This is a genomic window from Escherichia sp. MOD1-EC6300 (assembly GCF_002965045.1).
In the GTDB taxonomy this organism is placed as follows: Bacteria; Pseudomonadota; Gammaproteobacteria; order Enterobacterales; family Enterobacteriaceae; genus Escherichia; species Escherichia coli_F.
The window spans coordinates 440,696-467,628 of sequence record NZ_PTRH01000001.1; the positions used below are offsets into that span (position 1 = coordinate 440,696).

Annotated in this window: 33 protein-coding genes; 16 read left to right on the forward strand and 17 right to left on the reverse strand. The window is 51.0% G+C overall.

Annotated elements, in window-relative coordinates; genetic code table 11:
- Positions 1 to 59: 59 nt before the first annotated feature.
- Positions 60 to 689, reverse strand: coding sequence for a 23S rRNA (uridine(2552)-2'-O)-methyltransferase RlmE (rlmE, locus tag BGE37_RS02205; protein WP_000145975.1), 630 nt, complete (start codon positions 687 to 689; stop codon positions 60 to 62).
- A 125-nt stretch (positions 690 to 814) separates the two neighbouring features.
- Here rlmE and yhbY point away from each other — a divergent pair, with 125 nt between their 5' ends.
- Positions 815 to 1,108, forward strand: a complete 294-nt coding sequence (gene yhbY / locus BGE37_RS02210) for a ribosome assembly RNA-binding protein YhbY (RefSeq protein WP_001054420.1) — start codon at positions 815 to 817, stop codon at positions 1,106 to 1,108.
- 155 nt (positions 1,109 to 1,263) lie between these two features.
- Here the strand turns inward: yhbY and greA are convergent, their stop codons facing one another.
- Entirely contained in the window at positions 1,264 to 1,740 is a 477-nt protein-coding gene (gene greA / locus BGE37_RS02215) for a transcription elongation factor GreA (protein WP_001148001.1), read from the reverse strand.
- Positions 1,741 to 1,987: 247 nt separating this feature from the next.
- On the opposite strand from greA, the gene dacB reads away from it, so the two are divergent.
- Positions 1,988 to 3,421 carry a serine-type D-Ala-D-Ala carboxypeptidase gene (gene dacB, locus BGE37_RS02220; RefSeq protein WP_001212632.1) on the forward strand — a complete coding sequence of 478 codons (1,434 nt, stop codon included), beginning with the start codon at positions 1,988 to 1,990 and terminating at the stop codon, positions 3,419 to 3,421.
- A 40-nt stretch (positions 3,422 to 3,461) separates the two neighbouring features.
- Here the strand turns inward: dacB and cgtA are convergent, their stop codons facing one another.
- The 4 genes from cgtA to rplU all read right to left on the reverse strand — a co-directional run bounded on the left by cgtA (position 3,462) and on the right by rplU (position 6,331).
- Positions 3,462 to 4,634, reverse strand: coding sequence for an Obg family GTPase CgtA (gene cgtA, locus BGE37_RS02225; protein WP_000673561.1), 1,173 nt, complete (start codon positions 4,632 to 4,634; stop codon positions 3,462 to 3,464).
- Between the two features lie 15 nt (positions 4,635 to 4,649).
- Complete coding sequence (locus BGE37_RS02230) at positions 4,650 to 5,615, reverse strand: DMT family transporter (protein WP_000813040.1); 966 nt, start codon at positions 5,613 to 5,615, stop codon at positions 4,650 to 4,652.
- A gap of 126 nt (positions 5,616 to 5,741) precedes the next feature.
- Positions 5,742 to 5,999 (reverse strand): 50S ribosomal protein L27, encoded by a 258-nt coding sequence (gene rpmA, locus BGE37_RS02235; RefSeq protein WP_000940595.1) that lies wholly within the window; start codon positions 5,997 to 5,999, stop codon positions 5,742 to 5,744.
- Positions 6,000 to 6,019: 20 nt separating this feature from the next.
- On the reverse strand, positions 6,020 to 6,331 hold the full coding sequence (gene rplU, locus BGE37_RS02240) for a 50S ribosomal protein L21 (protein ID WP_000271401.1): 312 nt from the start codon (positions 6,329 to 6,331) through the stop codon (positions 6,020 to 6,022).
- A 258-nt stretch (positions 6,332 to 6,589) separates the two neighbouring features.
- Here rplU and ispB point away from each other — a divergent pair, with 258 nt between their 5' ends.
- Positions 6,590 to 7,561, forward strand: a complete 972-nt coding sequence (gene ispB / locus BGE37_RS02245) for an octaprenyl diphosphate synthase (protein WP_001047331.1) — start codon at positions 6,590 to 6,592, stop codon at positions 7,559 to 7,561.
- Positions 7,562 to 7,789: 228 nt separating this feature from the next.
- Positions 7,790 to 8,068 (forward strand): DNA-binding transcriptional regulator SfsB, encoded by a 279-nt coding sequence (sfsB, locus tag BGE37_RS02250; RefSeq protein WP_000445413.1) that lies wholly within the window; start codon positions 7,790 to 7,792, stop codon positions 8,066 to 8,068.
- A gap of 47 nt (positions 8,069 to 8,115) precedes the next feature.
- On the opposite strand, the gene murA is transcribed toward sfsB, so the two are convergent.
- The 7 genes from murA to mlaF form a co-directional block, all read right to left on the reverse strand.
- The gene (gene murA / locus BGE37_RS02255; RefSeq protein ID WP_000357278.1) at positions 8,116 to 9,375 is read right to left on the reverse strand and encodes a UDP-N-acetylglucosamine 1-carboxyvinyltransferase; all 1,260 of its coding nucleotides are present in this window, start codon (positions 9,373 to 9,375) and stop codon (positions 8,116 to 8,118) included.
- Between the two features lie 54 nt (positions 9,376 to 9,429).
- A complete protein-coding gene (ibaG, locus tag BGE37_RS02260) occupies positions 9,430 to 9,684 on the reverse strand; it encodes a BolA family iron metabolism protein IbaG (protein ID WP_000429656.1) in 255 nt (84 codons plus the stop codon).
- Between the two features lie 159 nt (positions 9,685 to 9,843).
- Positions 9,844 to 10,137, reverse strand: coding sequence for a lipid asymmetry maintenance protein MlaB (gene mlaB, locus BGE37_RS02265; protein ID WP_000004488.1), 294 nt, complete (start codon positions 10,135 to 10,137; stop codon positions 9,844 to 9,846).
- Positions 10,137 to 10,772, reverse strand: a complete 636-nt coding sequence (mlaC, locus tag BGE37_RS02270) for a phospholipid-binding protein MlaC (protein ID WP_000476484.1) — start codon at positions 10,770 to 10,772, stop codon at positions 10,137 to 10,139. Before mlaC ends, mlaB begins: the two co-directional genes overlap by 1 nt.
- An 18-nt stretch (positions 10,773 to 10,790) precedes the next feature.
- Positions 10,791 to 11,342, reverse strand: coding sequence for an outer membrane lipid asymmetry maintenance protein MlaD (gene mlaD, locus BGE37_RS02275; RefSeq protein WP_032185236.1), 552 nt, complete (start codon positions 11,340 to 11,342; stop codon positions 10,791 to 10,793).
- A gap of 4 nt (positions 11,343 to 11,346) precedes the next feature.
- Positions 11,347 to 12,129: a lipid asymmetry maintenance ABC transporter permease subunit MlaE gene (gene mlaE / locus BGE37_RS02280; RefSeq protein ID WP_000925795.1), complete on the reverse strand. Its 783-nt coding sequence runs from the start codon at positions 12,127 to 12,129 to the stop codon at positions 11,347 to 11,349.
- Between the two features lie 7 nt (positions 12,130 to 12,136).
- Entirely contained in the window at positions 12,137 to 12,946 is an 810-nt protein-coding gene (mlaF, locus tag BGE37_RS02285; protein WP_000438245.1) for a phospholipid ABC transporter ATP-binding protein MlaF, read from the reverse strand.
- Positions 12,947 to 13,155: 209 nt separating this feature from the next.
- On the opposite strand from mlaF, the gene BGE37_RS02290 reads away from it, so the two are divergent.
- From BGE37_RS02290 to yrbL, 12 genes are all read left to right on the forward strand, one after another.
- Complete coding sequence (locus tag BGE37_RS02290; protein WP_032185194.1) at positions 13,156 to 14,133, forward strand: calcium/sodium antiporter; 978 nt, start codon at positions 13,156 to 13,158, stop codon at positions 14,131 to 14,133.
- A 13-nt stretch (positions 14,134 to 14,146) separates the two neighbouring features.
- Entirely contained in the window at positions 14,147 to 15,133 is a 987-nt protein-coding gene (gene kdsD, locus BGE37_RS02295) for an arabinose-5-phosphate isomerase KdsD (protein ID WP_001352909.1), read from the forward strand.
- A 20-nt stretch (positions 15,134 to 15,153) separates the two neighbouring features.
- On the forward strand, positions 15,154 to 15,720 hold the full coding sequence (kdsC, locus tag BGE37_RS02300) for a 3-deoxy-manno-octulosonate-8-phosphatase KdsC (protein ID WP_032185195.1): 567 nt from the start codon (positions 15,154 to 15,156) through the stop codon (positions 15,718 to 15,720).
- Positions 15,717 to 16,292: an LPS export ABC transporter periplasmic protein LptC gene (gene lptC, locus BGE37_RS02305; protein WP_000030537.1), complete on the forward strand. Its 576-nt coding sequence runs from the start codon at positions 15,717 to 15,719 to the stop codon at positions 16,290 to 16,292. The genes kdsC and lptC overlap by 4 nt, the downstream gene beginning before the upstream one ends.
- Positions 16,261 to 16,818, forward strand: coding sequence for a lipopolysaccharide ABC transporter substrate-binding protein LptA (gene lptA / locus BGE37_RS02310; RefSeq protein WP_000669785.1), 558 nt, complete (start codon positions 16,261 to 16,263; stop codon positions 16,816 to 16,818). Before lptC ends, lptA begins: the two co-directional genes overlap by 32 nt.
- A 6-nt stretch (positions 16,819 to 16,824) precedes the next feature.
- A complete protein-coding gene (lptB, locus tag BGE37_RS02315) occupies positions 16,825 to 17,550 on the forward strand; it encodes an LPS export ABC transporter ATP-binding protein (protein WP_000224099.1) in 726 nt (241 codons plus the stop codon).
- Between the two features lie 47 nt (positions 17,551 to 17,597).
- A complete protein-coding gene (gene rpoN / locus BGE37_RS02320; protein WP_000809051.1) occupies positions 17,598 to 19,031 on the forward strand; it encodes an RNA polymerase factor sigma-54 in 1,434 nt (477 codons plus the stop codon).
- Between the two features lie 22 nt (positions 19,032 to 19,053).
- A complete protein-coding gene (hpf, locus tag BGE37_RS02325) occupies positions 19,054 to 19,341 on the forward strand; it encodes a ribosome hibernation promoting factor (RefSeq protein ID WP_001176599.1) in 288 nt (95 codons plus the stop codon).
- 117 nt (positions 19,342 to 19,458) lie between these two features.
- A complete protein-coding gene (ptsN, locus tag BGE37_RS02330; protein ID WP_000183679.1) occupies positions 19,459 to 19,950 on the forward strand; it encodes a PTS IIA-like nitrogen regulatory protein PtsN in 492 nt (163 codons plus the stop codon).
- Between the two features lie 45 nt (positions 19,951 to 19,995).
- The gene (rapZ, locus tag BGE37_RS02335) at positions 19,996 to 20,850 is read left to right on the forward strand and encodes an RNase adapter RapZ (RefSeq protein WP_000243741.1); all 855 of its coding nucleotides are present in this window, start codon (positions 19,996 to 19,998) and stop codon (positions 20,848 to 20,850) included.
- Positions 20,847 to 21,119 (forward strand): PTS phosphocarrier protein NPr, encoded by a 273-nt coding sequence (gene npr / locus BGE37_RS02340; protein WP_000216791.1) that lies wholly within the window; start codon positions 20,847 to 20,849, stop codon positions 21,117 to 21,119. Before rapZ ends, npr begins: the two co-directional genes overlap by 4 nt.
- Before the next feature lie 212 nt (positions 21,120 to 21,331).
- A complete protein-coding gene (gene yrbL, locus BGE37_RS02345; protein ID WP_032185196.1) occupies positions 21,332 to 21,964 on the forward strand; it encodes a PhoP regulatory network protein YrbL in 633 nt (210 codons plus the stop codon).
- Here yrbL and mtgA read toward each other — a convergent pair.
- The 4 genes from mtgA to BGE37_RS02365 form a co-directional block, all read right to left on the reverse strand.
- Complete coding sequence (mtgA, locus tag BGE37_RS02350) at positions 21,961 to 22,689, reverse strand: monofunctional biosynthetic peptidoglycan transglycosylase (protein ID WP_032185197.1); 729 nt, start codon at positions 22,687 to 22,689, stop codon at positions 21,961 to 21,963. The two genes, yrbL and mtgA, sit on opposite strands and share 4 nt — an antisense overlap.
- Positions 22,686 to 23,339 carry an isoprenoid biosynthesis glyoxalase ElbB gene (gene elbB, locus BGE37_RS02355; RefSeq protein WP_001352908.1) on the reverse strand — a complete coding sequence of 218 codons (654 nt, stop codon included), beginning with the start codon at positions 23,337 to 23,339 and terminating at the stop codon, positions 22,686 to 22,688. The genes mtgA and elbB overlap by 4 nt, the downstream gene beginning before the upstream one ends.
- A 229-nt stretch (positions 23,340 to 23,568) precedes the next feature.
- Positions 23,569 to 25,905, reverse strand: coding sequence for an aerobic respiration two-component sensor histidine kinase ArcB (arcB, locus tag BGE37_RS02360; RefSeq protein ID WP_032185198.1), 2,337 nt, complete (start codon positions 25,903 to 25,905; stop codon positions 23,569 to 23,571).
- Between the two features lie 95 nt (positions 25,906 to 26,000).
- Positions 26,001 to 26,930, reverse strand: a complete 930-nt coding sequence (locus BGE37_RS02365) for a TIGR01212 family radical SAM protein (RefSeq protein WP_032185237.1) — start codon at positions 26,928 to 26,930, stop codon at positions 26,001 to 26,003.
- Positions 26,931 to 26,933 lie beyond the last annotated feature (3 nt).

Here is a 26,933-nt window from a genome sequence, read left to right on the forward strand (position 1 = left end):
AACAGCGTCAGGATACTCTATATCCAGCATCTTTCAAACTTTCGTCTGAAATCTCCCGGTTAGGGTTTACGCCCGGTCGCTACAATATACACTTCCCGCGAACGTGCACGAGAAGAGTCCGGCTTACGAACTTTGACCTTCGTAAACAGGGAGCGAATTTCCCTTAGATACTCATCGAAACCTTCGCCCTGGAACACCTTCACTACAAAACTGCCACCTGGCGCTAATACATCACGACACATTTCTAACGCCAGTTCCACCAGATACATGGCACGGGGGATATCCACCGCCGGTGTTCCGCTCATGTTTGGTGCCATATCGGACATGACAACCTGGACTTTGCTGTCGCCAACGCGCTCCAGCAGTGCTTTCATCACCAGTTCATCACGAAAATCGCCCTGAAGAAAGTCCACACCAACGATAGGATCCATAGGTAAAAGATCGCAAGCGATGATGCGGCCTTTGCCGCCAATTTGGGTGACCACATATTGTGACCAACCACCCGGAGCAGCACCAAGGTCGACAACCGTCATTCCCGGTTTAAAGAGTTTGTCACTTTGCTGTATTTCATCAAGTTTAAACCAGGCACGGGAACGTAACCCCTTTTTCTGTGCCTGTTGAACATATTTATCGCTAAAGTGTTCCTGAAGCCAGCGGCTGGAGCTGGCAGAACGCTTCTTACCTGTCATTTAACTTTCCCATGGGGATAACTCATCGTAACCAATTGCGTAAATTTTTACGCGCCTATTTGGTGATATATGGGAGATGGCGGTAGAATGACCCGTTTTCAATCCCAACGTAAGCAAAAAATACGATGAATCTGAGTACTAAACAAAAACAGCACCTGAAAGGTCTGGCACATCCGCTCAAGCCAGTTGTTCTGCTTGGCAGTAATGGTTTGACCGAAGGGGTACTGGCCGAGATTGAACAAGCGTTAGAGCACCATGAACTCATCAAGGTGAAAATCGCCACCGAAGATCGCGAAACTAAAACCTTGATCGTGGAAGCTATCGTGCGCGAAACCGGCGCCTGTAATGTACAGGTCATCGGTAAAACGCTGGTGCTTTATCGCCCAACTAAAGAACGTAAAATCTCGTTGCCACGCTAAGATTATCCTAAAGTTACACACATTTGCTGTGTAAAACGAGGGGTTTTCCGCAGGCAGGAGAGCAAAATGCCACGCTCTGTTCGTTGATAAAAGGCCGCATAGCGGCCTTTTTCCTTTCTTTACAATACATCAACATCTTGAGTATTGGGTAATTCTTACAGGTATTCCACCTTAATTACTTCAAATTCTACTTCGCCGCCCGGCGTTTTGATGACCACAACATCATCTTCTTCTTTGCCGATCAGGCCACGGGCAATAGGCGAGTTTACAGAAATCAGGTTCTGTTTAAAGTCAGCTTCGTCATCGCCAACGATGCGATAAGTCTGCTCTTCGTCAGAATCCAGATTCAACACCGTTACGGTAGCACCAAAAATAACGCGCCCATTGTTAGGCATTTTGGTGACATCAATCACCTGGGCGTTCGACAGTTTGGCTTCAATATCTTTGATACGACCTTCGCAGAAACCCTGCTGTTCACGAGCTGCGTGGTATTCGGCGTTTTCTTTCAGGTCGCCATGCTCGCGCGCTTCCGCGATAGCAGCAATAATTTCAGGACGGCGCACAGATTTCAGAAAATCCAGCTCTTCGCGTAATTTTTCAGCGCCGCGTAAGGTCATCGGAATAGCTTGCATTTGTTATACCTCTTGAATATTCCTGATGGGGCGAGTCTCCACCCACCCCAGCTGTTCGGCCTGCCCGGCATAACTCCTCACCGGGACCAGAAGCAAAAAAATACCGACCCGGGTACAAGTCCCAGGTCAGCTGCAATTCACATTTTGATAGTCATTTTACCCTGAAGTTCCCGCAGGGTCATCGTTTACTTTATAGGGCGTTGCGCCGTAGTATGACGGCTCGATTCCAGGTTGTTAGCGCGAGATTATGCGATTTTCCAGATTTATCATCGGATTGACCAGCTGTATAGCGTTCAGTGTTCAGGCCGCGAATGTTGATGAGTACATTACTCAACTCCCCGCTGGTGCCAACCTTGCCCTGATGGTGCAAAAAGTCGGCGCATCGGCCCCCGCTATTGATTACCACAGTCAGCAGATGGCGCTGCCCGCCAGTACGCAGAAAGTGATTACTGCGCTGGCGGCGTTGATTCAACTCGGCCCCGATTTTCGTTTTACTACTACGCTTGAAACCAAAGGCAATGTGGAAAACGGCGTACTCAAGGGTGACTTAGTGGCGCGATTTGGTGCCGATCCGACGTTAAAACGTCAGGATATTCGCAATATGGTCACGACTTTGAAAAAATCTGGCGTCAACCAAATTGATGGTAATGTGTTGATAGACACCTCCATTTTTGCCAGCCACGATAAAGCACCCGGCTGGCCGTGGAATGACATGACACAATGCTTTAGCGCTCCGCCTGCCGCCGCCATAGTTGACCGCAACTGTTTCTCCGTCTCGCTCTACAGTGCCCAAAAACCCGGTGATATGGCCTTTATACGCGTGGCATCTTATTACCCTGTTACGATGTTCAGCCAGGTACGCACCCTCCCCCGTGGTTCTGCCGAAGCGCAATATTGCGAGCTGGATGTGGTGCCAGGCGACCTGAACCGCTTTACGCTGACCGGATGCCTGCCACAACGTTCTGAGCCGCTCCCGTTGGCTTTTGCCATACAGGATGGAGCCAGCTATGCCGGTGCAATTCTGAAAGATGAGTTAAAACAGGCAGGTATCACCTGGAGCGGAACACTGCTGCGCCAGACTCAGGTTAATGAACCCGGAACGGTAGTTGCCAGTAAACAGTCGGCCCCGTTGCACGATCTGCTTAAGATTATGCTGAAAAAGTCAGACAACATGATTGCCGATACGGTTTTCCGCATGATAGGCCATGCGCGCTTCAATGTGCCCGGAACATGGCGGGCCGGATCGGATGCCGTACGTCAGATCCTGCGTCAGCAAGCTGGTATCGATATTGGTAACACGATTATTGCCGATGGTTCAGGGCTTTCGCGGCATAACCTGATTGCACCTGCCACCATGATGCAGGTGCTGCAATACATTGCCCAACATGACAATGAACTTAACTTTATCTCTATGCTGCCGCTGGCAGGCTATGACGGCTCTTTGCAGTACCGTGCGGGCCTGCATCAGGCTGGCGTGGACGGAAAGGTCTCAGCAAAAACCGGCTCTTTGCAGGGGGTATATAACCTGGCGGGATTCATTACCACAGCGAGCGGGCAACGAATGGCGTTTGTACAATATCTTTCTGGCTATGCGGTAGAACCCGCGGATCAGCGTAATCGCCGCATTCCGTTAGTGCGTTTTGAAAGCCGTTTGTATAAAGATATTTATCAGAATAATTAGTCTAAAGAGAAACCCCGGCACATGGCCGGGGTTTAGCTGATTAACGCTTGTAAATGAACTCAACGCCTTCTTCGTCGTCTTCGTCCCAGTCGTCATCCCAGTCTTCATCATCCTCTTCAGCAATCTCTTCAAGCTGCTGACGGTGATAATCATCCCACATGAATTCGACTTTCTCTGGCTGTTTCGCTTCTTCGGCCTGCACAACTGGGTTTTCAATGATAAAAGTCATCACATCCCAGCAGAGATCTTTCACGCCCAGTCCGCTCGCCGCAGAGATCAGATAATATTTATCTTCCCAGCCCAGCGCCTCCGCGATCGCTTTGGCTTTCTCTTCAGCTTCTGCCTTATCCAGCAGGTCGATCTTGTTGAAGACTAACCAACGTGGTTTTGCCGCCAAATCCTGGCTGTATTTTTCCAGCTCGCTGATAATAATACGCGCGTTTTCAACCGGATCGGTACCGTCAATCGGATCGATATCGATGAGGTGCAACAAGACGCGGCAACGTTCCAGGTGTTTCAGGAAGCGAATCCCCAGTCCTGCACCTTCCGCAGCGCCTTCAATTAGCCCTGGAATATCGGCAACAACGAAGCTCTTTTCGTTGTCCATTCGTACCACACCCAGGCTCGGTACCAGAGTGGTAAACGGATAATCCGCCACTTTCGGTTTAGCCGCCGAAACAGCGCGGATAAAGGTCGATTTACCCGCATTCGGCATTCCCAACATACCGACGTCAGCCAGCAACATCAGCTCCAGCAGCAGCTCGCGCTTATCGCCCGGCGTACCGTTAGTTTTCTGCCGTGGCGTACGGTTAACGGACGATTTGAAGCGGGTATTGCCCAGACCGTGCCAGCCCCCCTTGGCAACCAGCAGACGCTGACCGTGTTTGGTCATATCGCCCATGGTTTCACCGGTACCCTGATCGATAACACGCGTACCTACCGGCACTTTAATCGTGACGTCTTTACCGCGCTTACCGGTACAATCGCGGCTTGCACCGTTCTGACCGCGTTCTGCACGGAAAGATTTTTCAAAACGATAATCGATCAGTGTGTTCAGGTTCTCGTCGGCTTCCATCCATACGTCACCACCGTCACCGCCGTCGCCGCCATCCGGGCCGCCTTTCGGAATATATTTTTCGCGGCGGAAACTCACGCAACCATTACCGCCATCACCTGCAACGACCAGAATCGATGCTTCATCAACAAACTTCATTTTATTCTCCGTAAATCATTCGCCTGCGCGGGGTTGCGATACCACCGTTGTATGCTTACGTAATCCGCCCCAAATACGATGACCAATGGCGGAATACATCGCGCCCGCAACCACGACAAACGCACCGAGATAACCTAAAAGGTTTAACATCGGTCTGGCGAAGAAATCGGGCCAGGCCAGTGATAAAAGATCTGAAAAAAACAGCGTAAACAGTGGGGTGAGCGTGATGATCGCGCTCACCTGCGCTGCCTGCCAGCGAGCCATCGCTTCCGCCAGGGCGCCATATCCTACCAATGTATTCAGTCCGCAAAAAATTAAACATGCGAGCTGCCAGTGGCTAAGCTGCGCTATCACTCCAGGATTTGCCAGAGGGAAGAGCGCAATTGTACATAAAGTGTACAGCAAAAACAGGATCTGCGGTGAGGCCAGCCGACGCAATAAAACCTTCTGCGCTACGCCATAACTCACCCAAACCGTCGCCGCACCGACCCCAAAGATAACTCCCCAGGTGTAATCGGTGAGCTTTGTAAATATCTCAACCAGACTGGTGTTAAAAAACATCACCAGGCCGCTCAGGAGCATCAATGCCCCCACGACCTGGGTGCTGCGCATTTTCTCTTTCAGGATAAATACGCTGGCAACCATCATGCCAACTGGCGAGAGTTGCCCAATCACCTGCGAAGCGGTCGGACTCAGGTATTGCAAGGATGAGCTGAACAGGATGAAGTTCCCAAACAGCCCGGCGGTCGCCACTGCCAACAAAATCAACCAGCGTGGCTTACGAAACACGCGTAATGGCGGCAACCTCTTCTTCACCGCAAGAATGGCGCCAAGGCCAATACTCGCCATCAAGAAACGGTAAAACACGATTGTCGGAGGTTCCATCACCTCCAGCACCTGCTTCATTGCAATTGGCAACGCCCCCCAGCAAATTGCTGTGGTGAGCGCCAAAAGAATGCCAATGCCTGCCTGCTGCTTCATACCGTATTCCCTACAAAACGCATTTGCGAGTTAACGCCGCACGATGCGAATTTTTACCGGTTATCGAATGTAAAAAGCCCCGCAACGTGTTGCGGGGCTTTCATCCGTTACCGGGACGCGAAAAACTTATTCAGCTTCGATGCTGATAAATTTACGGTTTTTCGGGCCTTTAACTTCGAATTTCACTTTACCGTCTGCTTTAGCAAACAGAGTGTGGTCACGACCGCAACCTACGTTAGCGCCTGCGTGGAATTTGGTACCACGTTGACGAACGATGATGCTACCCGCCAGAACGGATTCGCCACCGAAACGCTTAACGCCCAGGCGTTTAGCTTCTGAATCGCGACCGTTACGTGTGGAGCCGCCAGCCTTTTTATGTGCCATTTGAAATCTCTCCTCAGGTCTTAGGCGCTGATGCCAGTAATTTTCACATCAGTGAACCACTGACGATGGCCCTGCTGCTTACGATAGTGTTTACGACGACGAAACTTAACGATTTTAACTTTCTCGCCACGACCGTGAGCAACAACTTCAGCTTTGATTACGCCGCCATCAACGAAAGGAACGCCGATTTTGACTTCTTCACCGTTTGCGATCATCAGCACTTCAGCGAACTCAACAGTTTCGCCAGTTGCGATGTCCAGCTTTTCCAGGCGAACGGTCTGACCTTCGCTTACTCGGTGTTGTTTACCACCACTTTGGAAAACCGCGTACATATAAAACTCCGCTTCCGCGCACACCTTTTCAATGATTCAGAGTGCGCTATAAATATTCACAATAGGGCGCGAATATTACGCAAAACGCACGCCTTTGACAAGTGCTACAGTCAATACACGAAGAAAAAAAACACAACTTGTACGGTAACGTTTATCTGTGCCATTTTTTCAGTACAATCACCCTATATTCCTAACCATAAACCCTAAGTTGCCTTTGTTCACAGTAAGGTAATCGGGGCGAAAAGCCCGGCTTTTGCGATGAATTTAGAAAAAATCAATGAGTTAACCGCGCAAGATATGGCGGGTGTTAATGCGGCAATCCTTGAGCAGCTTAATTCCGACGTCCAACTGATCAATCAGTTAGGCTATTACATCGTCAGCGGCGGCGGTAAACGTATTCGTCCGATGATTGCTGTACTGGCTGCACGAGCTGTTGGCTATGAGGGAAATGCGCATGTCACCATTGCAGCCCTGATCGAATTTATCCACACGGCGACTCTGCTACACGACGACGTAGTGGATGAATCAGATATGCGCAGGGGTAAAGCTACCGCCAACGCTGCGTTTGGCAATGCTGCCAGTGTGCTGGTAGGCGATTTTATTTATACCCGCGCGTTCCAGATGATGACCAGCCTCGGTTCGCTCAAAGTGCTGGAAGTGATGTCTGAAGCCGTAAACGTCATCGCAGAAGGTGAAGTTCTGCAACTGATGAACGTTAACGACCCGGACATCACCGAAGAAAACTACATGCGCGTTATCTACAGCAAGACCGCGCGTCTGTTTGAGGCTGCCGCGCAGTGTTCCGGGATTCTGGCAGGTTGTTCGCCGGAGGAGGAGAAAGGTCTGCAAGATTATGGGCGTTATCTCGGCACCGCTTTCCAGTTGATCGACGATTTGCTCGATTACAATGCCGATGGCGAACAGTTGGGTAAAAACGTCGGCGATGATCTGAACGAAGGTAAACCAACGCTGCCGCTGCTGCATGCAATGCATCATGGCACACCAGAACAGGCACAGATGATTCGTACCGCCATCGAACAGGGTAACGGTCGTCATCTTCTGGAACCGGTTCTGGAAGCAATGAACGCTTGTGGCTCTCTTGAATGGACGCGTCAGCGTGCCGAGGAAGAAGCAGACAAAGCCATCGCAGCGTTACAGGTGCTCCCGGACACCCCGTGGCGAGAAGCACTCATCGGCCTCGCGCACATCGCTGTTCAACGCGATCGTTAATCCCCTCCCCCTCATCCCGCGCAGTGCGCGGGATGATTCCAATAAGTTCCATAAAAACACTTATTCAGCGTAATAACGCCTGAAAAACCAGTGTATGTATCTTTATATATTCTGAATATTCACACTCTTTACAGGAACTTTTTAGAGCAATAGGCCATCAGGAGTATAGTGATGCTCGACAGAAGAAGTGTTCTGAATGAAAGCGACTAACTTAAGGAGTGAGGAAAGATGGAAAGTAATTTCATTGACTGGCATCCCGCTGACATCATTGCGGGTTTACGCAAGAAAGGAACGTCAATGGCGGCGGAATCTCGTAGAAATGGTTTGAGTTCCTCAACGCTGGCGAACGCATTATCGCGCCCATGGCCGAAAGGAGAGATGATTATTGCGAAAGCCCTGGGAACTGACCCCTGGGTTATCTGGCCATCACGCTACCATGATCCGCAGACCCATGAGTTTATCGACAGAACGCAGTTGATGCGTAGCTACACTAAACCGAAAAAATGAGTGGTCTGGCGGTAGCCCCGCGAACGGGGCTGCCAGCTCTCGGACGATTACTCGCCTTTCACACGCTCAATATTTGCACCTAAAGCGCGCAGTTTGTCTTCAATACGTTCGTAGCCACGATCGATGTGATAAATACGATCAACCACCGTTGTCCCTTCCGCAATACAACCAGCCAGCACCAGGCTTGCTGAAGCACGTAGATCGGTTGCCATAACCTGTGCGCCAGAAAGTTTTTCAACACCGTGACAAATAACGGTATTACTTTCAATTTCGGCATGCGCGCCCATACGACTCAGCTCTGGTACGTGCATAAAGCGGTTTTCAAAGACCGTTTCGGTGATGAATCCGGTGCCTTCTGCCACCAGGTTCAGCAGTGTGAACTGGGCCTGCATATCGGTCGGGAATGCCGGATGCGGCGCGGTACGTACGTTAACAGCTTTCGGCCGTTTGCCATGCATATCCAGGCTAATCCAGTCTTCGCCGACTTCAATGTCCGCTCCAGCGTCACGCAATTTCGCCAGCACGGCGTCAAGAGTATCTGGCTGAGCGTTACGGCAGATAATTTTGCCGCGAGAGATCGCCGCCGCCACAAGGAAAGTACCGGTTTCGATACGATCCGGCAGCACGCGATAGACACCGCCGCCTAAACGTTCCACACCTTCGATGATGATACGATCGGTGCCCTGACCGCTAATTTTCGCACCCAGCGTAATCAGGAAGTTCGCGGTATCGACGATTTCCGGTTCACGCGCTGCGTTTTCAATAATCGTGGTGCCTTCCGCCAGGGTTGCAGCACACATGATGGTCACCGTTGCGCCAACGCTGACTTTATCCATCACGATATGTGCGCCTTTCAGACGACCGTCGACGGAAGCTTTAACGTAACCTTCTTCCAGTTTGATGGTCGCGCCTAATTGTTCGAGGCCAGAAATGTGTAGATCAACCGGACGCGCACCAATCGTACAACCGCCAGGCAGTGAAACTTGCCCCTGCCCAAAGCGCGCTACCAGCGGCCCCAGTGCCCAGATAGAGGCACGCATGGTTTTAACCAGATCGTAAGGTGCGCAGAATACATTAACCTCGCGGGCATCAATATGCACAGAACCATTACGCTCTACTTTCGCACCCAGCTGGCTTAGCAGCTTCATTGATGTATCAACGTCTTTCAGTTTCGGGACGTTCTGGATCTCTACCGGTTCTTCCGCCAGTAGTGCGGCAAAAAGAATAGGCAGAGCAGCATTTTTAGCGCCGGAAATTGTGACTTCGCCCTGGAGCTTCGTTGGCCCCTGAACACGAAATTTATCCATTTAGTTTGTTCTCAGTTAACAATTCATATCCGCTACCGGCGAATCGCCCATAGCTCAAAAGCCGTTCAGTTTGCGATCGCGCGCCCACTCCGCAGGGGTATACGCTTTGATCGACACAGCATGAATGCGGTTATCCGCAATATATTCCATCAGCGGACCATAGACCGTCTGCTGTTTTTTAACCCGACTCATGCCGTCAAACAACTCACCCACGGCAATAACCTGAAAGTGGCTGCCATCGCCGGAAACGTGGACTTCCTGGAGGGAGAGAGCGTTCATCAACACGCTCTGAATTTCATTATTTTCCATGGGATCTTCAATCATCAGTTAATAAACCAGCGAAACATCTTAGAGCAAAGTTGCGCTGGCATAAATAAGCAAAAAGCCTCGCTGATAAATCAGACAAGGCTCAACTTGCAGGCAGGTTTGCCGGACAGGCGGTTAACGCCTTATCCGGCCTGAAAAAATTTAACGAGGCAGAACATCAGCAGGCAAATTATACAATTTCGCCAGGGTATACACTTTGTCGTTTACCCCCTGAAGCGTCACATTGTTGCCCTGCTTTTTCGCCAGATCGATAAGATGGAGCAGCAGCGCCAGTCCACCTGTATCAACGCGGGATACACGGCTAAGATCGATGCAGGTAATCCCCTTCACCGCCTCCTCACGCATTTCCCAAAGCGGTAGCAGAACGTCCTGATCCAGCTCTCCGGATAACGCCAGCGTGTCACCCGTCTGCATCCAGCTCAGTGACTCGCTCATTACTTTTTCTCTTCCAGAGTGATTTTCTGTTGAGAAATCGATTTCAGTTGCGCAGTCAGGCCGTCGATACCTTTGGTACGCAGCAGCGTCCCCCACTCATTTTGTTTGGTGGTGATCATGCTGACACCCTCTGCAATCATGTCGTAAGCCTGCCAGTTGCCCGTCTGGGAGTTTTTACGCCATTGGAAGTCCAGACGCACCGGCGGGCGGCCATTCGGGTCAATAATGGTCACGCGAATAGGCACAATGGTTTTATCACCCAGAGGTTGTTCTGGCGCGATCTGATAAGTCTGACCATGATACATCGCCAATGCCTGACCGTAAGCCTGCTTCAGATACTCACGGAAAGCGGCAAAGTAAGCATCACGCTGGGCGGGAGTCGCACTCTTGTAATACTGGCCCAGAACCAGAGCCCCGGCATATTTCACCTGTACATATGGCAGCAGTTCCTGATCAACAATGGTACGCAGATAATCCGGGTTGGCCCGAATTTGCGGTTGCTCATTCTTCAGGCGATCGAACGTTTTCTGCGCCGCCTCGTCCATCAGCTTATACGGATTGGTCTGGTCTGCCGCGGTTGCCGCACTCAGCGGTGCAATCACCAGCAAAGCGACCATCATTAAACGTTTAAACATGCGTCGGTTCTCCTGAAATTATTTCGTTGTACCCACAGGTTCAGTGGTTTCATTATTACCTGGCGCAGCAGCTGGCGCATCGCCACTATTCTTATTGTCATCGCCTTTACTACCGTAAAGGAACTGACCAATGAGATCTTCCAGCACCATCGCAGACTTAGTGTCCTGGATTGTATCGCCATCCTTCAGGATAGCAGTCCCCAGTTCCGGGTCTTCAAAACCGACGTTTAATGCCAGATATTGTTCCCCCAGCAGGCCGGAAGTACGGATGCTCAGCGAACTGGTATCAGGAATGTGGTTATAACGTTGTTCAATTTCCAGCGTTACGCGTGGCAGATAAGTTTTCGGGTCCAGCGTAATATCCGCCACCCGGCCCACAACAACGCCACCAATGCTGACCGGAGAGCGCGCTTTCAGGCCGCCAATGTTATCGAACGTCGCATAAAGCGTGTAGGTTGGTTCAGTACGCATGGACGTCACGTTCGCCGCCTTCAGGCAAACAAACAGCGCCGCCAGCAGTGCTGCTAATAAAAAGATACCCACCCAAATTTCATTTTTTTTCGTTTGCATGAACTCAATTCCCAAACATCAATGCGGTCAGCACAAAATCCAGCCCCAGAACAGCCAGAGACGAGTGGACAACGGTGCGAGTGGTTGCCCGGCTAATCCCGGCAGACGTCGGGATGGCGTCGTAGCCGTTAAACAACGAAATCCACGTCACCGTGATGGCGAACACCACGCTCTTAATCAGACAGTTGACCAGATCCATACGCCAGTCGACGGCATTTTGCATTGCCGACCAGAAGAACCCGCTATCAATGCCTTTCCAACTGACGCCGACCAGAGATCCGCCCCAGATCCCCACGGCGACGAAGATAACCGTCAACAGTGGCAATGAAATAACCCCAGCCCAGAAACGGGGAGAAATAACCCGACGCAACGGATCCACCGCCATCATCTCCATACTGGAGAGTTGCTCTGTGGCGCGCATCAGGCCAATTTCTGCGGTTAACGCCGAACCGGCACGTCCGGCAAACAACAACGCGGCAACCACCGGCCCCAGTTCACGCAGTAGTGATAACGCCACCAGCATACCCAGACTGGTTTCCGCACTATAAGTGGTCAGAACCAGATAACCTTGCAGCCCCAGCACCATTCCGATGAACACGCCAGAAACCACAATAATCAGCATCGACAGGACGCCAACATTATAGAGCTGACGTACCAGCAGTGGCGCATGTTTGCGAAATTCCGGTTTGCCGACCAGCGCATTGAATAACATTAACCCGGCCCGCCCGAACGTTCTCAGGGTTTTAATCCCTTTATGTCCGAGCGACGCCAGCGCATTTAACAGCATGAGTGGCTTAACTCCCTGGTAAAAGATCAGCGTGATAATCGCCGGCAGGATAGCGGAACGGAACAGGCCCGTCAGCTATCCCGTCCAGAAACTGACGTACGCGCGGATCAGGATTCGCCTGCAACGCCTGAGCACTGCCATGAGCGACAATTTTTTTGTCCGCCAGGATCCAGGCGTGATCCGCAATACTTAACACTTCCGGCACATCGTGAGAAACCACCACACAAGTCACGCCCAGCGCGCTGTTCAGCTCAGAAATCAGCTTCACCAGTACGCCCATGGTGATGGGATCTTGCCCAACAAAGGGTTCATCAAACATGATGAGATCCGGCTCCAGCGCAATTGCTCGCGCCAGCGCTGCACGCCGCGCCATCCCTCCGGAAAGTTCAGAAGGCATCAGTTTAGCCGCTCCGCGCAGCCCCACGGCCTCCAGCTTCATCATCACTGTGCTATGCAATAAAGGTGCGGGAAGTTGGGTATGTTCGCGCAGTGGATAGGCGACGTTGTCAAATACGTTCATATCAGTGAACAACGCCCCGGACTGAAATAACATGCTCATCCGTTTGCGCACTGTATACAGTCGCGAACGAGACATCGCCGGAATATTCTCACCATCAAAAAGGATCTCACCATGATCTGGTGCGATTTGCCCGCCAATCAGACGGAGTAGCGTCGTTTTACCGATGCCCGATGGTCCCATGATCGCCGTGATCTTCCCTCGCGGCACGGTCAGGGAAATATTATCGAAGATGCAGCGATTGCCACGCGTAAAACTGACATCGCGCATATCGACTAAATTCGCCACAGACTGCTCCATAATTCACCCTTCGTCTTGCGTTGATTTTCTAAGCATGGCGCTCAATTTAACCTTGAACCCAACATATTTACAGAATATTACCCGCCGTGGTTAGCGAAAGCTGGCATTTGTTTTACTTTTTAGCCGCATAAAGTCAAAATTAAGAATCCGTTACGGCTTTCTGAAAATCTTCAGCGGACCGGCGAGTATACCTGAAGAAAGGACGTTAGATGCTTTTAGCTACGGCACTGTTAATTGTTGGTTTACTTTTGGTCGTTTACAGTGCCGACCGCCTGGTATTTGCCGCGTCCATTCTTTGCCGATCCTTTGGCATACCGCCACTGATCATCGGCATGACGGTGGTCAGTATTGGCACATCGTTACCAGAAATCATCGTTTCGCTTGCCGCATCACTGCACGAACAACGCGATTTAGCCGTTGGTGTAGCCCTCGGATCAAACATTATCAATATTTTGCTGATCCTCGGTCTGGCTGCGCTGGTACGTCCTTTTACCGTCCATTCCGATGTTCTGCGCCGCGAATTACCCTTAATGTTGTTGGTCAGTGTGGTGGCCGGTTCCGTACTCTATGACGGACAACTTAGTCGCAGCGATGGTATCTTTCTCCTCTTTCTGGCTGTGCTATGGCTGCTGTTCATTGTTAAACTTGCACGTCTGGCTGAACGTCAGGGGACTGACAGCCTGACCAGAGAGCAGCTTGCAGAGCTGCCGCGTGAAGGCGGATTGCCCGTCGCGTTTTTATGGCTCGGCATTGCGCTGATCATCATGCCAGTGGCCACGCGGATGGTGGTTGATAACGCCACGGTGCTGGCGAATTACTTTGCCATCAGCGAGTTGACGATGGGTCTGACGGCAATCGCTATCGGAACCAGTCTGCCAGAGCTGGCAACCGCAATCGCGGGGGTTCGCAAAGGTGAAAACGACATTGCTGTCGGGAATATCATTGGCGCAAACATTTTTAATATTGTCATCGTGTTGGGTTTACCCGCGCTGATAACGCCTGGAGAGATTGATCCACTGGCGTACAGCCGTGACTACAGCGTGATGTTGTTGGTGAGCATTATTTTTGCGTTGCTGTGCTGGCGGCGCTCCCCGCAACCGGGCCGTGGTGTAGGGGTATTATTAACTGGCGGATTTATCGTATGGCTGGCGATGTTGTACTGGTTATCGCCAATACTCGTTGAATAACTGGAAACGCATTATGTCGCACGTAGAGTTACAACCGGGTTTTGACTTTCAGCAAGCAGGTAAAGAAGTCCTGGCGATTGAACGTGACTGCCTGGCGGAGCTTGATCAATACATCAATCAGAATTTCACGCTTGCCTGTGAAAAGATGTTCTGGTGTAAAGGGAAAGTTGTCGTCATGGGGATGGGGAAATCGGGGCATATTGGGCGCAAAATGGCGGCAACGTTTGCCAGCACTGGTACACCTTCATTTTTCGTCCATCCAGGTGAAGCTGCTCATGGTGATTTGGGTATGGTCACCCCGCAGGACGTGGTGATTGCTATCTCTAACTCCGGTGAATCCAGCGAAATCACGGCCTTAATTCCAGTGCTTAAGCGTCTTCACGTGCCGTTAATCTGCATCACCGGTCGCCCGGAGAGCAGCATGGCGCGCGCCGCAGATGTGCATCTGTGTGTTAAAGTAGCGAAAGAAGCCTGTCCGTTAGGGCTGGCACCGACCAGCAGCACGACCGCCACGCTGGTTATGGGCGATGCGCTCGCTGTCGCGCTGTTAAAAGCACGCGGCTTTACTGCTGAAGATTTTGCGCTCTCACACCCCGGCGGCGCACTGGGTCGTAAACTTCTGCTGCGCGTAAACGATATTATGCATACGGGCGATGAGATCCCGCATGTTAAGAAAACGGCCAGCCTGCGCGACGCGTTGCTGGAAGTTACCCGCAAAAATCTTGGTATGACGGTCATTTGCGATGACAATATGATGATTGAAGGCATCTTTACCGACGGTGATTTACGCCGTGTCTTCGATATGGGTGTGGATGTTCGTCAGTTAAGTATTGCCGATGTGATGACGCCGGGGGGAATACGTGTACGCCCTGGCATTCTGGCCGTTGAGGCACTGAACTTAATGCAGTCCCGCCATATCACCTCCGTGATGGTTGCCGATGGCGACCATTTACTCGGTGTGTTACATATGCATGATTTACTGCGTGCAGGCGTAGTGTAAAGATTCAAGGATAAACAACAATGAGCAAAGCAGGTGCGTCGCTTGCGACCTGTTACGGCCCTGTCAGCGCCGACGTTATGGCAAAAGCAGAGAACATTCGTCTGCTGATCCTCGACGTTGATGGCGTACTGTCAGATGGCCTGATTTATATGGGTAATAACGGGGAAGAGCTGAAAGCGTTCAACGTTCGTGACGGTTATGGCATTCGTTGTGCGCTCACCTCTGATATTGAAGTCGCTATCATTACCGGGCGAAAGGCTAAACTGGTAGAAGATCGTTGTGCCACATTGGGGATCACTCACTTGTATCAGGGGCAGTCAAACAAACTGATCGCCTTTAGCGATCTGCTGGAAAAACTGGCGATTGCCCCGGAAAATGTGGCTTATGTCGGCGATGATCTCATCGACTGGCCGGTAATGGAAAAAGTGGGTTTAGGCGTCGCCGTGGCCGATGCGCATCCACTGTTGATCCCGCGCGCCGATTACGTAACGCGCATTGCTGGCGGTCGTGGCGCAGTGCGAGAAGTTTGCGACTTATTACTCCTGGCGCAGGGCAAACTGGATGAAGCCAAAGGGCAATCGATATGAGTAAAGCCAGACGTTGGGTTATCATTGTGCTATCACTGGCGGTTCTGGTGATGATCGGCATTAATATGGCCGAAAAAGACGATACCGCCCAGGTGGTCGTCAACAACAATGATCCCACCTATAAAAGCGAGCATACGGACACGCTCGTCTATAACCCAGAAGGGGCACTAAGCTATCGATTGATTGCTCAACACGTTGAATATTATTCCGATCAGGCCGTTTCGTGGTTTACGCAGCCGGTACTTACCACGTTTGATAAGGATAAAATCCCGACATGGTCCGTAAAAGCAGATAAAGCCAAGCTGACCAATGACCGGATGCTCTATTTATATGGACACGTTGAAGTCAACGCACTCGTGCCGGACTCTCAACTTCGCAGAATCACGACGGATAACGCGCAGATCAATCTGGTGACGCAGGATGTTACCTCTGAAGACCTTGTCACGTTATACGGAACAACATTTAACTCCAGCGGTCTGAAAATGCGCGGCAACTTACGCAGCAAGAACGCCGAGCTGATTGAAAAGGTTAGAACATCCTATGAAATTCAAAACAAACAAACTCAGCCTTAATCTTGTGCTTGCCAGCTCACTTCTGGCCGCCAGCATTCCGGCATTTGCCGTAACCGGAGACACTGATCAGCCGATCCACATTGAATCGGACCAGCAATCTCTTGATATGCAAGGCAACGTGGTTACCTTTACCGGTAATGTCATCGTCACCCAAGGCACCATCAAAATTAATGCCGACAAAGTGGTCGTTACCCGTCCGGGCGGCGAACAAGGTAAAGAAGTGATTGACGGCTACGGTAAACCGGCAACGTTCTACCAGATGCAGGACAACGGTAAACCCGTTGAAGGTCACGCTTCCCAGATGCACTACGAACTGGCAAAAGATTTTGTCGTTCTGACGGGTAATGCTTATCTGCAGCAGGTCGATAGCAACATTAAGGGTGATAAGATCACTTACCTGGTGAAAGAGCAGAAAATGCAGGCGTTCAGCGACAAAGGCAAGCGCGTAACCACCGTTCTGGTGCCGTCGCAGCTGCAGGACAAAAACAACAAAGGCCAGACCCCGGCACAGAAGAAGGGTAATTAATTCGTTATGGCAACATTAACTGCAAAGAACCTTGCAAAAGCCTATAAAGGCCGCCGCGTGGTAGAAGACGTTAGCCTGACCGTCAACTCCGGGGAAATTGTCGGTCTGCTGGGGCCAAACGGTGCCGGTAAGACCACCACTTTCTACATGGTTGTTGGCATTGTGCCGCGCGATGCGGGCAATATCATTATTGATGATGACGATATCAGTCTGCTGCCTCTGCATGCGCGCGCGCGCCGCGGTATCGGCTATCTGCCGCAGGAAGCCTCCATTTTTCGTCGCCTCAGCGTTTACGATAACCTGATGGCGGTACTGCAAATTCGTGACGACTTGTCTGCTGAACAACGTGAAGACCGCGCGAACGAGCTGATGGAAGAGTTTCACATCGAACACCTGCGTGACAGCATGGGGCAGTCACTCTCCGGGGGTGAACGTCGCCGTGTAGAAATTGCCCGTGCACTGGCTGCGAATCCGAAATTTATTCTGCTTGATGAACCGTTTGCCGGGGTTGACCCGATCTCGGTTATCGACATCAAACGCATCATTGAGCACTTGCGCGACAGCGGCCTGGGCGTGCTGATCACCGACCATAACGTGCGTGAAACGCTGGCGGTTTGTGAACGCGCTTATATCGTCAGTCAGGGGCATTTGATCGCCCACGGCACGCCTACAGAAATCTTACAAGACGAACATGTTAAGCGTGTATACCTTGGGGAAGACTTCAGACTCTGATAGGGTAGAAGTTTGCGACGTTTTATCAGGAGAGTACGATTCTGAACATGAAGCAAGGTTTGCAACTCAGGCTTAGCCAACAACTGGCGATGACGCCACAGCTCCAACAGGCTATTCGTCTGTTGCAGTTGTCGACGCTGGAACTTCAGCAGGAGCTACAGCAGGCGCTGGAGAGTAATCCGCTGCTTGAGCAAATCGACACTCATGAAGAAATCGACACCCGCGAAACGCAAGACAGTGAAACACTGGACACCGCCGACGCACTCGAACAAAAAGAGATGCCGGAAGAGCTGCCGCTCGATGCCAGTTGGGACACCATTTACACCGCTGGTACACCCTCCGGCACCAGCGGTGACTACATTGACGACGAGCTGCCGGTCTATCAGGGCGAAACAACGCAGACCTTGCAAGATTACCTGATGTGGCAAGTCGAGCTGACACCGTTTTCCGACACAGACCGCGCTATTGCTACCTCTATCGTCGATGCCGTTGATGACACCGGTTATCTGACTGTTCCGCTGGAAGATATTCTCGAAAGTATGGGCGATGAAGAAATCGACATCGATGAAGTTGAAGCCGTCCTGAAGCGGATCCAACGGTTTGATCCGGTCGGCGTAGCGGCGAAAGATCTGCGTGACTGCCTGCTGATCCAACTCTCCCAATTCGACAAAACTACGCCGTGGCTGGAAGAGGCGAGACTGATCATTAGCGATCATCTCGATCTGTTAGCCAATCACGACTTCCGCACCTTAATGCGCGTCACGCGACTGAAAGAAGATGTGCTGAAAGAAGCCGTCAATCTGATCCAGTCGCTCGATCCACGCCCCGGACAGTCGATCCAGACTGGTGAACCGGAGTATGTTATTCCAGATGTACTGGTGCGTAAGCATAACGGTCACTGGACGGTAGAACTCAACAGCGACAGCATTCCGCGTCTGCAAATTAACCAACACTACGCTTCGATGTGCAATAACGCGCGCAACGACGGTGACAGCCAGTTTATCCGCAGCAATCTGCAGGATGCCAAATGGTTGATCAAGAGTCTGGAAAGCCGTAACGATACGCTACTACGCGTGAGTCGCTGTATCGTTGAACAGCAGCAAGCCTTCTTTGAGCAAGGCGAAGAATATATGAAACCGATGGTACTGGCCGATATCGCCCAGGCTGTCGAAATGCATGAATCGACGATATCTCGCGTGACCACGCAAAAATACCTGCATAGTCCACGAGGCATTTTTGAACTGAAGTATTTCTTTTCCAGTCACGTCAATACCGAGGGCGGCGGCGAAGCTTCCTCAACGGCAATTCGTGCGCTGGTGAAGAAATTAATCGCGGCGGAAAACCCAGCGAAACCGCTAAGCGACAGCAAGTTAACCTCTTTGCTGTCAGAACAAGGTATCATGGTGGCACGCCGCACTGTTGCGAAGTACCGAGAGTCTTTATCCATTCCGCCGTCAAACCAGCGTAAACAGCTCGTTTGACCCAACCGATAAGGAAGACACTATGCAGCTCAACATTACCGGAAATAACGTCGAGATCACCGAGGCACTGCGCGAATTTGTTACTGCTAAATTTGCCAAACTTGAGCAATATTTTGACCGAATCAACCAGGTCTATGTTGTTCTGAAAGTGGAGAAAGTCACCCATACCTCAGATGCAACACTGCATGTAAACGGTGGTGAAATTCATGCCAGCGCGGAAGGTCAGGACATGTACGCTGCCATTGATGGCTTAATTGATAAGCTGGCACGCCAGTTGACCAAACATAAAGATAAACTGAAACAACACTAATTGTCCGGGCAATTAGCATGTGCATGGCGGCCTGTTGTGCGGCACAACGGGCCATTTGTACAGTTAATGCTCCGAACCTGTTCCACCGTTTGAGTGAGCAGGTTCTTAGGTGAAATTATGACAAATAATGATACAACTCTACAGCTTAGCACTGTTCTTAACAGGGAATGTACGCGAAGCCGCGTCCACTGTCAGAGCAAAAAACGCGCCCTGGAAATCATCAGCGAGCTGGCGGCGAAACAACTTAGCCTGCCGCCTCAGGTGGTTTTTGAAGCTATCCTGACGCGGGAAAAAATGGGCAGTACCGGTATCGGCAATGGTATAGCCATTCCGCATGGCAAACTGGAAGAAGATACTCTGCGCGCCGTTGGCGTTTTCGTTCAGCTCGAAACGCCCATAGCTTTCGATGCCATTGACAACCAACCAGTAGATTTACTGTTTGCGTTGCTGGTTCCGGCTGACCAAACCAAAACGCACCTGCATACTCTGTCGCTGGTGGCGAAACGTCTGGCGGATAAAACCATCTGCCGCCGTTTACGCGCAGCCCAGAGCGATGAAGAGCTGTATCAAATCATTACGGATACCGAAGGTACTCCGGATGAAGCGTAGTTATTCGGTAATGTCTCTTTTAGACGTTGTGAGGAGAAACAGTACATGGTACTGATGATCGTCAGCGGACGTTCAGGTTCAGGTAAATCTGTCGCCCTTCGTGCGCTGGAAGATATGGGTTTTTACTGCGTGGATAACCTCCCCGTAGTGTTGTTACCCGATCTGGCTCGAACTCTGGCCGATCGCGAGATTTCTGCCGCCGTCAGCATTGATGTTCGTAATATGCCGGAGTCACCAGAAATATTCGAACAGGCGATGAGTAACCTACCTGACGCTTTCTCACCGCAACTCCTGTTCCTGGATGCCGACCGTAATACCTTAATTCGTCGTTACAGTGACACGCGCCGCCTGCATCCGCTTTCCAGCAAAAACCTGTCGCTGGAAAGTGCTATCGACAAAGAAAGCGATCTACTGGAACCACTGCGTTCGCGAGCGGATCTGATTGTCGATACCTCAGAAATGTCCGTTCACGAGCTGGCAGAAATGTTGCGTACCCGTTTACTGGGTAAACGTGAACGCGAACTGACCATGGTCTTTGAGTCTTTCGGCTTCAAACACGGTATCCCTATCGATGCAGATTACGTCTTTGACGTGCGCTTCTTGCCGAACCCGCACTGGGATCCAAAACTGCGTCCGATGACAGGTCTTGATAAGCCTGTCGCCGCGTTCCTCGACCGCCACACAGAAGTACACAATTTTATTTACCAGACGCGAAGCTATCTTGAGCTATGGTTACCTATGCTGGAAACCAACAACCGTAGCTACCTGACGGTCGCCATTGGTTGTACTGGCGGGAAGCACCGTTCGGTGTATATTGCAGAGCAGTTGGCAGACTACTTCCGTTCACGCGGTAAAAACGTCCAGTCACGCCATCGTACGCTGGAAAAACGTAAACCATGACCGTCAAGCAAACTGTTGAAATCACAAACAAGCTGGGCATGCATGCCCGGCCTGCAATGAAGCTGTTTGAATTAATGCAGGGTTTTGACGCTGAAGTGCTGTTACGTAACGATGAAGGCACTGAAGCTGAAGCCAACAGCGTTATTGCGCTGCTGATGCTGGATTCTGCCAAAGGACGGCAGATTGAAGTCGAAGCGACCGGTCCACAGGAAGAGGAAGCACTGGCCGCCGTTATCGCTCTCTTTAACTCTGGTTTTGATGAAGATTAATTTTCATCACTTTGACATACAAATCCCTTCAAGCTCCCCCCGACAATAAAAAAAGCGCGTACTGAAATCGTTATTAATGACGGAAATTGTACATTTTGTGCGCTTTTCACTTTCAGAAGAACCTTAAGAAAACCTTAAGAGGCATTGTTTAGGTTTTGTTTAAGTTATTCGACCATACTGGAGATCGTCAGAAAATATTTCCAGGAGATGGTATGATTCGCTTATCTGAAAAAAATCCCCTGGGCACCGGAAGACATCGGAAATGTTATGCGCATCCGGAAGATGCCCAACGCTGTATCAAGATTGTCTACCACCGTGGTGATGGTGGTGATAAAGAGATCCGCCGTGAGTTAAAGTATTACGCGCATCTTGGTCGCCGGTTAAAAGACTGGAGTGGAATACCGCGCTATCACGGTACCGTGGAGACGGATTGCGGAACGGGTTATGTCTACGATGTGATTGCCGATTTCGACGGTAAGCCCTCCGTTACGCTGACCGAATTTGCAGAACAATGCCGTTACGAAGAAGACGTTGCACAGCTGCGCCAGTTACTGAAACAGCTGAAACGTTATTTGCAGGATAACCATATCGTGACGATGTCGTTGAAGCCGCAGAATATCCTCTGTCACCGCATCAGTGAGTCAGAGGTTATCCCCGTCGTCTGCGACAACATTGGTGAAAGCACGTTGATTCCACTGGCGACCTGGTCAAAGTGGTGTTGTCAGCGAAAGCAAGAGCGGTTATGGAAACGGTTTATCGCCCAGCCGGCACTGGCTATTGCCCTACAGAAAGATCTGCAACCACGTGAGAGCAAAACGCTGGCCCTCACTTCGCGCGAAGCTTAATTCAGCTGGTGTTGTTGCATAAACGACTCACCGCCTAACTGATACATCTGCCGTAAAATCCACGCCTGACGGCTACGCACATAGCCCGATGGCGCGGAGACTTTGAAACGCAGTGGATTAGGTAATACGGCAGCCAGTAACGCAGCTTCCGACCGGGTAAGTTTGCTCGCGGGTTTGTGGAAATAACGTTGTGCCGCAGCTTCGACGCCAAACACACCGTCGCCAAATTCGGCGATATTCAGATAAACCGTCAGGATACGCTTTTTGCTCCAGACTGTTTCTATCCCCAGCGTTAATCCAGCTTCCAGCCCTTTTCGAACCCAGCTACGCCCATCCCATAAAAAGAGATTTTTGGCTGTCTGCTGAGAAATCGTTGAAGCACCGCGAATACGGTTTTCATTGCGCTCGTTGTGCGCCAGGGCTTGCTCAATGGAAGCGACATCAAAGCCCCAGTGCTCAGGAAACTTCTGATCTTCTGCGGCAATCACCGCCAGTCCCATCCACGGCGAGATTTGATCCATACTGACCCAGTCAGAATGTGCCACGTAACGAAAATTGCCATTCAGCCAGGCGCTGACTTGTCGCTCGGCCATTACCGCTGAGAAAGGAACAGGCGCAACGCTAAACAACGCGATGCCCCCGCCCCAGAAAATGGCGAGGACAACCATTAACCGTAGAAGAAAACGGCGAACGAAACTAAACACCGTTAAGCGGCTTTTACTCATTCAGTCAGAACCAGCACGCGGGAAACCAGCTTATCAATGCCGCTCGCCGCTTCTGCAATGTTCTGCGCCAGCATATATGCCGGGGTGGTGACAATCTTATTGTCTTCATCAACCACGATATCATCGACAGGACACGGCACATGCTCCGCGCCCATCTCTTCCAGCACTTCTGCGGTATCGATATCAGTACCAATGGTCAAACGCAGCGGGAAATCGAAAATTTTCGGCAGCATCGCCGGGGCAATACACATAAAACCAAGCGGTTTTCCGGCCTGATGCATCGCTTGTGCCAGCGCCTTTAATTCACGGTCAACGGTGCATTCGCTACCAAGACTGGCAAAATTGCTTAAATTCTTCGCCGCGCCAAACCCCCCCGGCACAATCAACGCATCCAGTTCAGCGGCATCGGCCTGAGCCAGAGGACGGATTTCACCGCGCGTTATTCGTGCCGCTTCAATCAGCACATTGCGCGTTTCCGTCATCGCTTCGCCAGTTAAATGGTTGATAACATCAACCTGCTGCTTATCCGGTGCAAAGCAGACCGCCTGCGCACCGCTGCGTGAAATAGCTAACAACGTCAACACCGCTTCATGAATTTCAGAACCGTCATAGACGCCGCATCCGCTCAGAATTACGCCAATTTTCTTCATTGTGATCATCCTTTCGCAATTGACTGAAACACATTAATTTTTTTAATAAAAATGCTACGCATCACACATTTAACTGATTCATGTAACAAATCATTTAAGTTTTGCTATCTTAACTGCGTGCGGCCTGAAAAAAAGTGCTGTGCCCTTGTAACTCATCATAAAAATTTACGGCGCAGCCAAGATTTCCCTGGTGTTGGCGCAGTATTCGCGCACCCCGGTCTAGCCGGGGTCATTTTTTTGTGGCTTTTGCCACCCACGCTTTCAACACGTCTACGTCGTGACGCCACTCTTCTTTCATCTCTTCAATCCATTCACCGACGTTATCTTCCCACGCAGGAAGGTCAGGAGACTGAATTTGCTGACCCAGCTGTTGCAGATGGCGTAACCCCACTGAACCCGCCGCGCCTTTAATTTTATGCCCTTCCTCGACGATGCCTTTTTTATCCTGCGCCGTCAGGTTCGACTCCAGTACACTCACATAGCCCGGCATCATCTTCTCAAACACCGCTAACCCGTCGGTAATCAGCTTCGGTCCTACAAGTTCGAGATATTGTTCCAGCATGGGAATATCGAGTAATGCTTCAGATTTGCTGTTCTCTTCTGTCGTCACCGTGCTCTCCTCATCATCCTGGGTATCCCAGAATTTCTTGATCATCGCGGTTAGCGCCGGAACAGAAAGCGGCTTACTCAGCACATCATCCATTCCAGCATTGAGGTACTCTTGTTTGTCTTTCAGTACGTTAGCGGTTAAGGCTACCAGCGGTGGTAAATCCTCGCGCGGATAACGCTTCGTCAGTTCACGAGAGATATCCAGCCCGGTCATATCTGGCAACTGAATATCCAGCAACACCAGGTCGTATTCGCCCGGTTTAAACATCTCCAGCGCCGTCTTGCCGGTCATGGCGACATCAACGCTGTTACCTAATTTTTCCAGCACAGAGCGTGCGACAATCACGTTCAGTTCAATGTCTTCCACCAGCAGCACATTCAGCGCCGGTAAAGGCATATCGTCTTCATCAAACGCATCATCAACCTCTTCTGCTACCGACGGTGCGTGGATCGTCAACGTAAAGGTGGAACCTTTGCCCTGTTCGCTGGTAACCGTAATATCGCCGCCCATATTTTTCGCCAGACGACGAGAAACGGCCAGACCAATACCGGTGCCAGTGGCGGGCTTACCGCCGTGACTGTCTTTCACCTGGTAATACATGGCGAAGATTTTATCCAGCTCATCCTGCGGAATGCCGATACCAGAGTCTTCCACTTCAAAATGCAGCATATCGCCTTCATCGTAGCGCACGCGCACGGTAACCTGGCCTTGCTGGGTGAATTTGACGGCGTTACTGATGAGATTCCACAGGATCTGCCGTAAACGCGTCCCGTCGGTAATGACCTGATGCGGTAATGGCAGCGTCGGCTCCAGATTAAAGCGCAATCCTTTCTGTTGCGCCTGCAATGCGGAGAGATTTTCCAGATCGGCAAGGAAGCTGGTGAAATCAACCGGCTGATTATCAAGCTGGACCTTGCGCCGTTCCATCTTATCCATGTCGATAATATCGTTGAAGATATTCCCCAGCGTGACGGCAGAAACATGGATGGTTTTGAGATATTTTTCCTGCTCGGCGGTGAGTTCGGTATCCAGCAGAATGCGGCTCAGGCCGACGATACCGTTCAGCGGTGTACGCAATTCGTGACTGATGGTGGAAATAAACGTCGTTTTGTCGCGGCTGGCGCGTTCAAGTGCATCCTGATACCGCTTACGCTCGGTAATGTCGCGACCAAAGCCCATCAAACCGTGACGTTTACCCACGCGGTCGTAGTACGGCACTTTACGGATTTCAAAGCAGGCTTTGCGTCCGTCGGGATAATCCAGCCACTGCTCATAGGTCAGTGACACATTATGACGGAACACTTTTTCATCGGTTTCAATGACTTTCGCAGCGGCTTCCGGTGAGTAAACATCAGCAGGTTTCAGGTGAACCAGTTGTTTTTCGCTTTTTCCGGTCAGCAGCTCCATCGCGCGGTTACAGCCGGAAAACTCTTTATCTTCGTTACGATAAAAAACCAGGTCGGGTGAAGCATCAAGGAAGGAACGTAAGAATGAGGATTGCTGCTCGAGCTGAATTTGTGTCTCTTCGCGCTCTTTAATTTCAATTTTCAGTTGTTCAAAGGTTTCCTGCAGTTCGGCTTCTGCTTTTTCACGAACGGCAATTTCCTGATTTAGCTGGGCAATATTATCTTTTAACTGAACGTTGAGGCTCAAATCGCGCTCGCGCATCTCCTCCAGTTTTTGCACCAGCCGTGACAGACGTTGTCGTGACTCCTCCAGTTGCTCGACGACCACCGATAGAAAGTAGACCGCCCACGGCGTAATCAGCAGACCAAAGAAGATAGAACGAATAACATCAATGCTTTCGACCTGACCATGCAGCACCATGGTCACTGCCATTTGTACCACAATGGCAAGAACGACGAGGGCCAGCGCCAGCAACATTGAGAAGCGCACCAGACCTAACTTCATCATCAGGTCAACATAATACTGCGCCAGCAGACGAATTTGCTTCATTAGGGAATTCCTTCACGACAACCTGCCCCAATAATACCCAATTCTGACAGTTACGTTATAAATTGTGTGAGAAATGCGGAATTCCCCTCAATGGCCTACGCCGTTGGAGGTAGCCACGGACGTCCCAGCGCCGATCCCTGTACGCCATGTTCATTCAGATAGCGATCCAGCTCGACCATTCCCGTCCATCGATTTTCGCACCACAGCGGAGCAAGCAACGTTGGGCGACGGGCGCTGGCGGAAATGCGGTGGTAGATCACTTCCGGTGGCGTATGGCGAATCATTTCTCCGGCAGTGAGCGTGTAATCGTACAGTTCAATACCGTTCAAACGCCCCGCTTCCCAGGCTTTCGCCATAATGCTGCCTTTTACTATATGTAGCGGATGCAGCTTTATGCCGTCCACGCCGGTTTCAACCACTCGCTCCAGCGTTTGCAAACATTCAGTCTGCCCTTCGCCAGGCAGGCCGACAATTAAGTGAGAACACACCTTCAGCCCGCGCTCACGCGCCAGCTGCGTCGTGCGCTGATAGCAGGCAAAATTATGACCGCGATTGATGCGATGCAGCGTTTTGTCGTGGGCGGTTTGTAGCCCCAGCTCCAGCCACACTTCGTAGCCCTGGTCCTTATATTCGCAAAGCAGATCCAGCACCGCATCCGGCACGCAGTCCGGGCGGGTACCAACACACAAACCGACAATATTGGCCTGGCTCACCGCCTGCTGATACATAGAACGCAGCACCTGAACTTCCGCAAAGGTGCTGGTATACGCCTGAAAGTAGGCCAGATAGCGTTTAGCGCGGTTAACTAAATTCGCCTGGTGCGCCAGTTGCTCGGCAATGGAATGATGCTGCTGCGCTTCATCGGCAAACGAGGCAACATTACAGAATGTGCAGCCACCACGCCCGATGGTACCGTCACGGTTAGGGCAGCTAAAACCGCCGTGCAGCGTCAGCTTATGCACCTTTTGCCCATAACGACGGGTGAGATCACCACCAAACATATTGACTAATTTCTGTAACTGCATAAT

Bases quoted from the DNA above. Each gene is read 5' to 3' on its own strand.
- rlmE (WP_000145975.1), bottom strand. From the start codon at position 689: ATGACAGGTAAGAAGCGTTCTGCCAGCTCCAGCCGCTGGCTTCAGGAA.
- yhbY (WP_001054420.1), top strand. From the start codon at position 815: ATGAATCTGAGTACTAAACAAAAACAGCACCTGAAAGGTCTGGCACAT.
- greA (WP_001148001.1), bottom strand. From the start codon at position 1,740: ATGCAAGCTATTCCGATGACCTTACGCGGCGCTGAAAAATTACGCGAA.
- dacB (WP_001212632.1), top strand. From the start codon at position 1,988: ATGCGATTTTCCAGATTTATCATCGGATTGACCAGCTGTATAGCGTTC.
- cgtA (WP_000673561.1), bottom strand. From the start codon at position 4,634: ATGAAGTTTGTTGATGAAGCATCGATTCTGGTCGTTGCAGGTGATGGC.
- BGE37_RS02230 (WP_000813040.1), bottom strand. From the start codon at position 5,615: ATGAAGCAGCAGGCAGGCATTGGCATTCTTTTGGCGCTCACCACAGCA.
- rpmA (WP_000940595.1), bottom strand. From the start codon at position 5,999: ATGGCACATAAAAAGGCTGGCGGCTCCACACGTAACGGTCGCGATTCA.
- rplU (WP_000271401.1), bottom strand. From the start codon at position 6,331: ATGTACGCGGTTTTCCAAAGTGGTGGTAAACAACACCGAGTAAGCGAA.
- ispB (WP_001047331.1), top strand. From the start codon at position 6,590: ATGAATTTAGAAAAAATCAATGAGTTAACCGCGCAAGATATGGCGGGT.
- sfsB (WP_000445413.1), top strand. From the start codon at position 7,790: ATGGAAAGTAATTTCATTGACTGGCATCCCGCTGACATCATTGCGGGT.
- murA (WP_000357278.1), bottom strand. From the start codon at position 9,375: ATGGATAAATTTCGTGTTCAGGGGCCAACGAAGCTCCAGGGCGAAGTC.
- ibaG (WP_000429656.1), bottom strand. From the start codon at position 9,684: ATGGAAAATAATGAAATTCAGAGCGTGTTGATGAACGCTCTCTCCCTC.
- mlaB (WP_000004488.1), bottom strand. From the start codon at position 10,137: ATGAGCGAGTCACTGAGCTGGATGCAGACGGGTGACACGCTGGCGTTA.
- mlaC (WP_000476484.1), bottom strand. From the start codon at position 10,772: ATGTTTAAACGTTTAATGATGGTCGCTTTGCTGGTGATTGCACCGCTG.
- mlaD (WP_032185236.1), bottom strand. From the start codon at position 11,342: ATGCAAACGAAAAAAAATGAAATTTGGGTGGGTATCTTTTTATTAGCA.
- mlaE (WP_000925795.1), bottom strand. From the start codon at position 12,129: ATGCTGTTAAATGCGCTGGCGTCGCTCGGACATAAAGGGATTAAAACC.
- mlaF (WP_000438245.1), bottom strand. From the start codon at position 12,946: ATGGAGCAGTCTGTGGCGAATTTAGTCGATATGCGCGATGTCAGTTTT.
- BGE37_RS02290 (WP_032185194.1), top strand. From the start codon at position 13,156: ATGCTTTTAGCTACGGCACTGTTAATTGTTGGTTTACTTTTGGTCGTT.
- kdsD (WP_001352909.1), top strand. From the start codon at position 14,147: ATGTCGCACGTAGAGTTACAACCGGGTTTTGACTTTCAGCAAGCAGGT.
- kdsC (WP_032185195.1), top strand. From the start codon at position 15,154: ATGAGCAAAGCAGGTGCGTCGCTTGCGACCTGTTACGGCCCTGTCAGC.
- lptC (WP_000030537.1), top strand. From the start codon at position 15,717: ATGAGTAAAGCCAGACGTTGGGTTATCATTGTGCTATCACTGGCGGTT.
- lptA (WP_000669785.1), top strand. From the start codon at position 16,261: ATGAAATTCAAAACAAACAAACTCAGCCTTAATCTTGTGCTTGCCAGC.
- lptB (WP_000224099.1), top strand. From the start codon at position 16,825: ATGGCAACATTAACTGCAAAGAACCTTGCAAAAGCCTATAAAGGCCGC.
- rpoN (WP_000809051.1), top strand. From the start codon at position 17,598: ATGAAGCAAGGTTTGCAACTCAGGCTTAGCCAACAACTGGCGATGACG.
- hpf (WP_001176599.1), top strand. From the start codon at position 19,054: ATGCAGCTCAACATTACCGGAAATAACGTCGAGATCACCGAGGCACTG.
- ptsN (WP_000183679.1), top strand. From the start codon at position 19,459: ATGACAAATAATGATACAACTCTACAGCTTAGCACTGTTCTTAACAGG.
- rapZ (WP_000243741.1), top strand. From the start codon at position 19,996: ATGGTACTGATGATCGTCAGCGGACGTTCAGGTTCAGGTAAATCTGTC.
- npr (WP_000216791.1), top strand. From the start codon at position 20,847: ATGACCGTCAAGCAAACTGTTGAAATCACAAACAAGCTGGGCATGCAT.
- yrbL (WP_032185196.1), top strand. From the start codon at position 21,332: ATGATTCGCTTATCTGAAAAAAATCCCCTGGGCACCGGAAGACATCGG.
- mtgA (WP_032185197.1), bottom strand. From the start codon at position 22,689: ATGAGTAAAAGCCGCTTAACGGTGTTTAGTTTCGTTCGCCGTTTTCTT.
- elbB (WP_001352908.1), bottom strand. From the start codon at position 23,339: ATGAAGAAAATTGGCGTAATTCTGAGCGGATGCGGCGTCTATGACGGT.
- arcB (WP_032185198.1), bottom strand. From the start codon at position 25,905: ATGAAGCAAATTCGTCTGCTGGCGCAGTATTATGTTGACCTGATGATG.
- BGE37_RS02365 (WP_032185237.1), bottom strand. From the start codon at position 26,930: ATGCAGTTACAGAAATTAGTCAATATGTTTGGTGGTGATCTCACCCGT.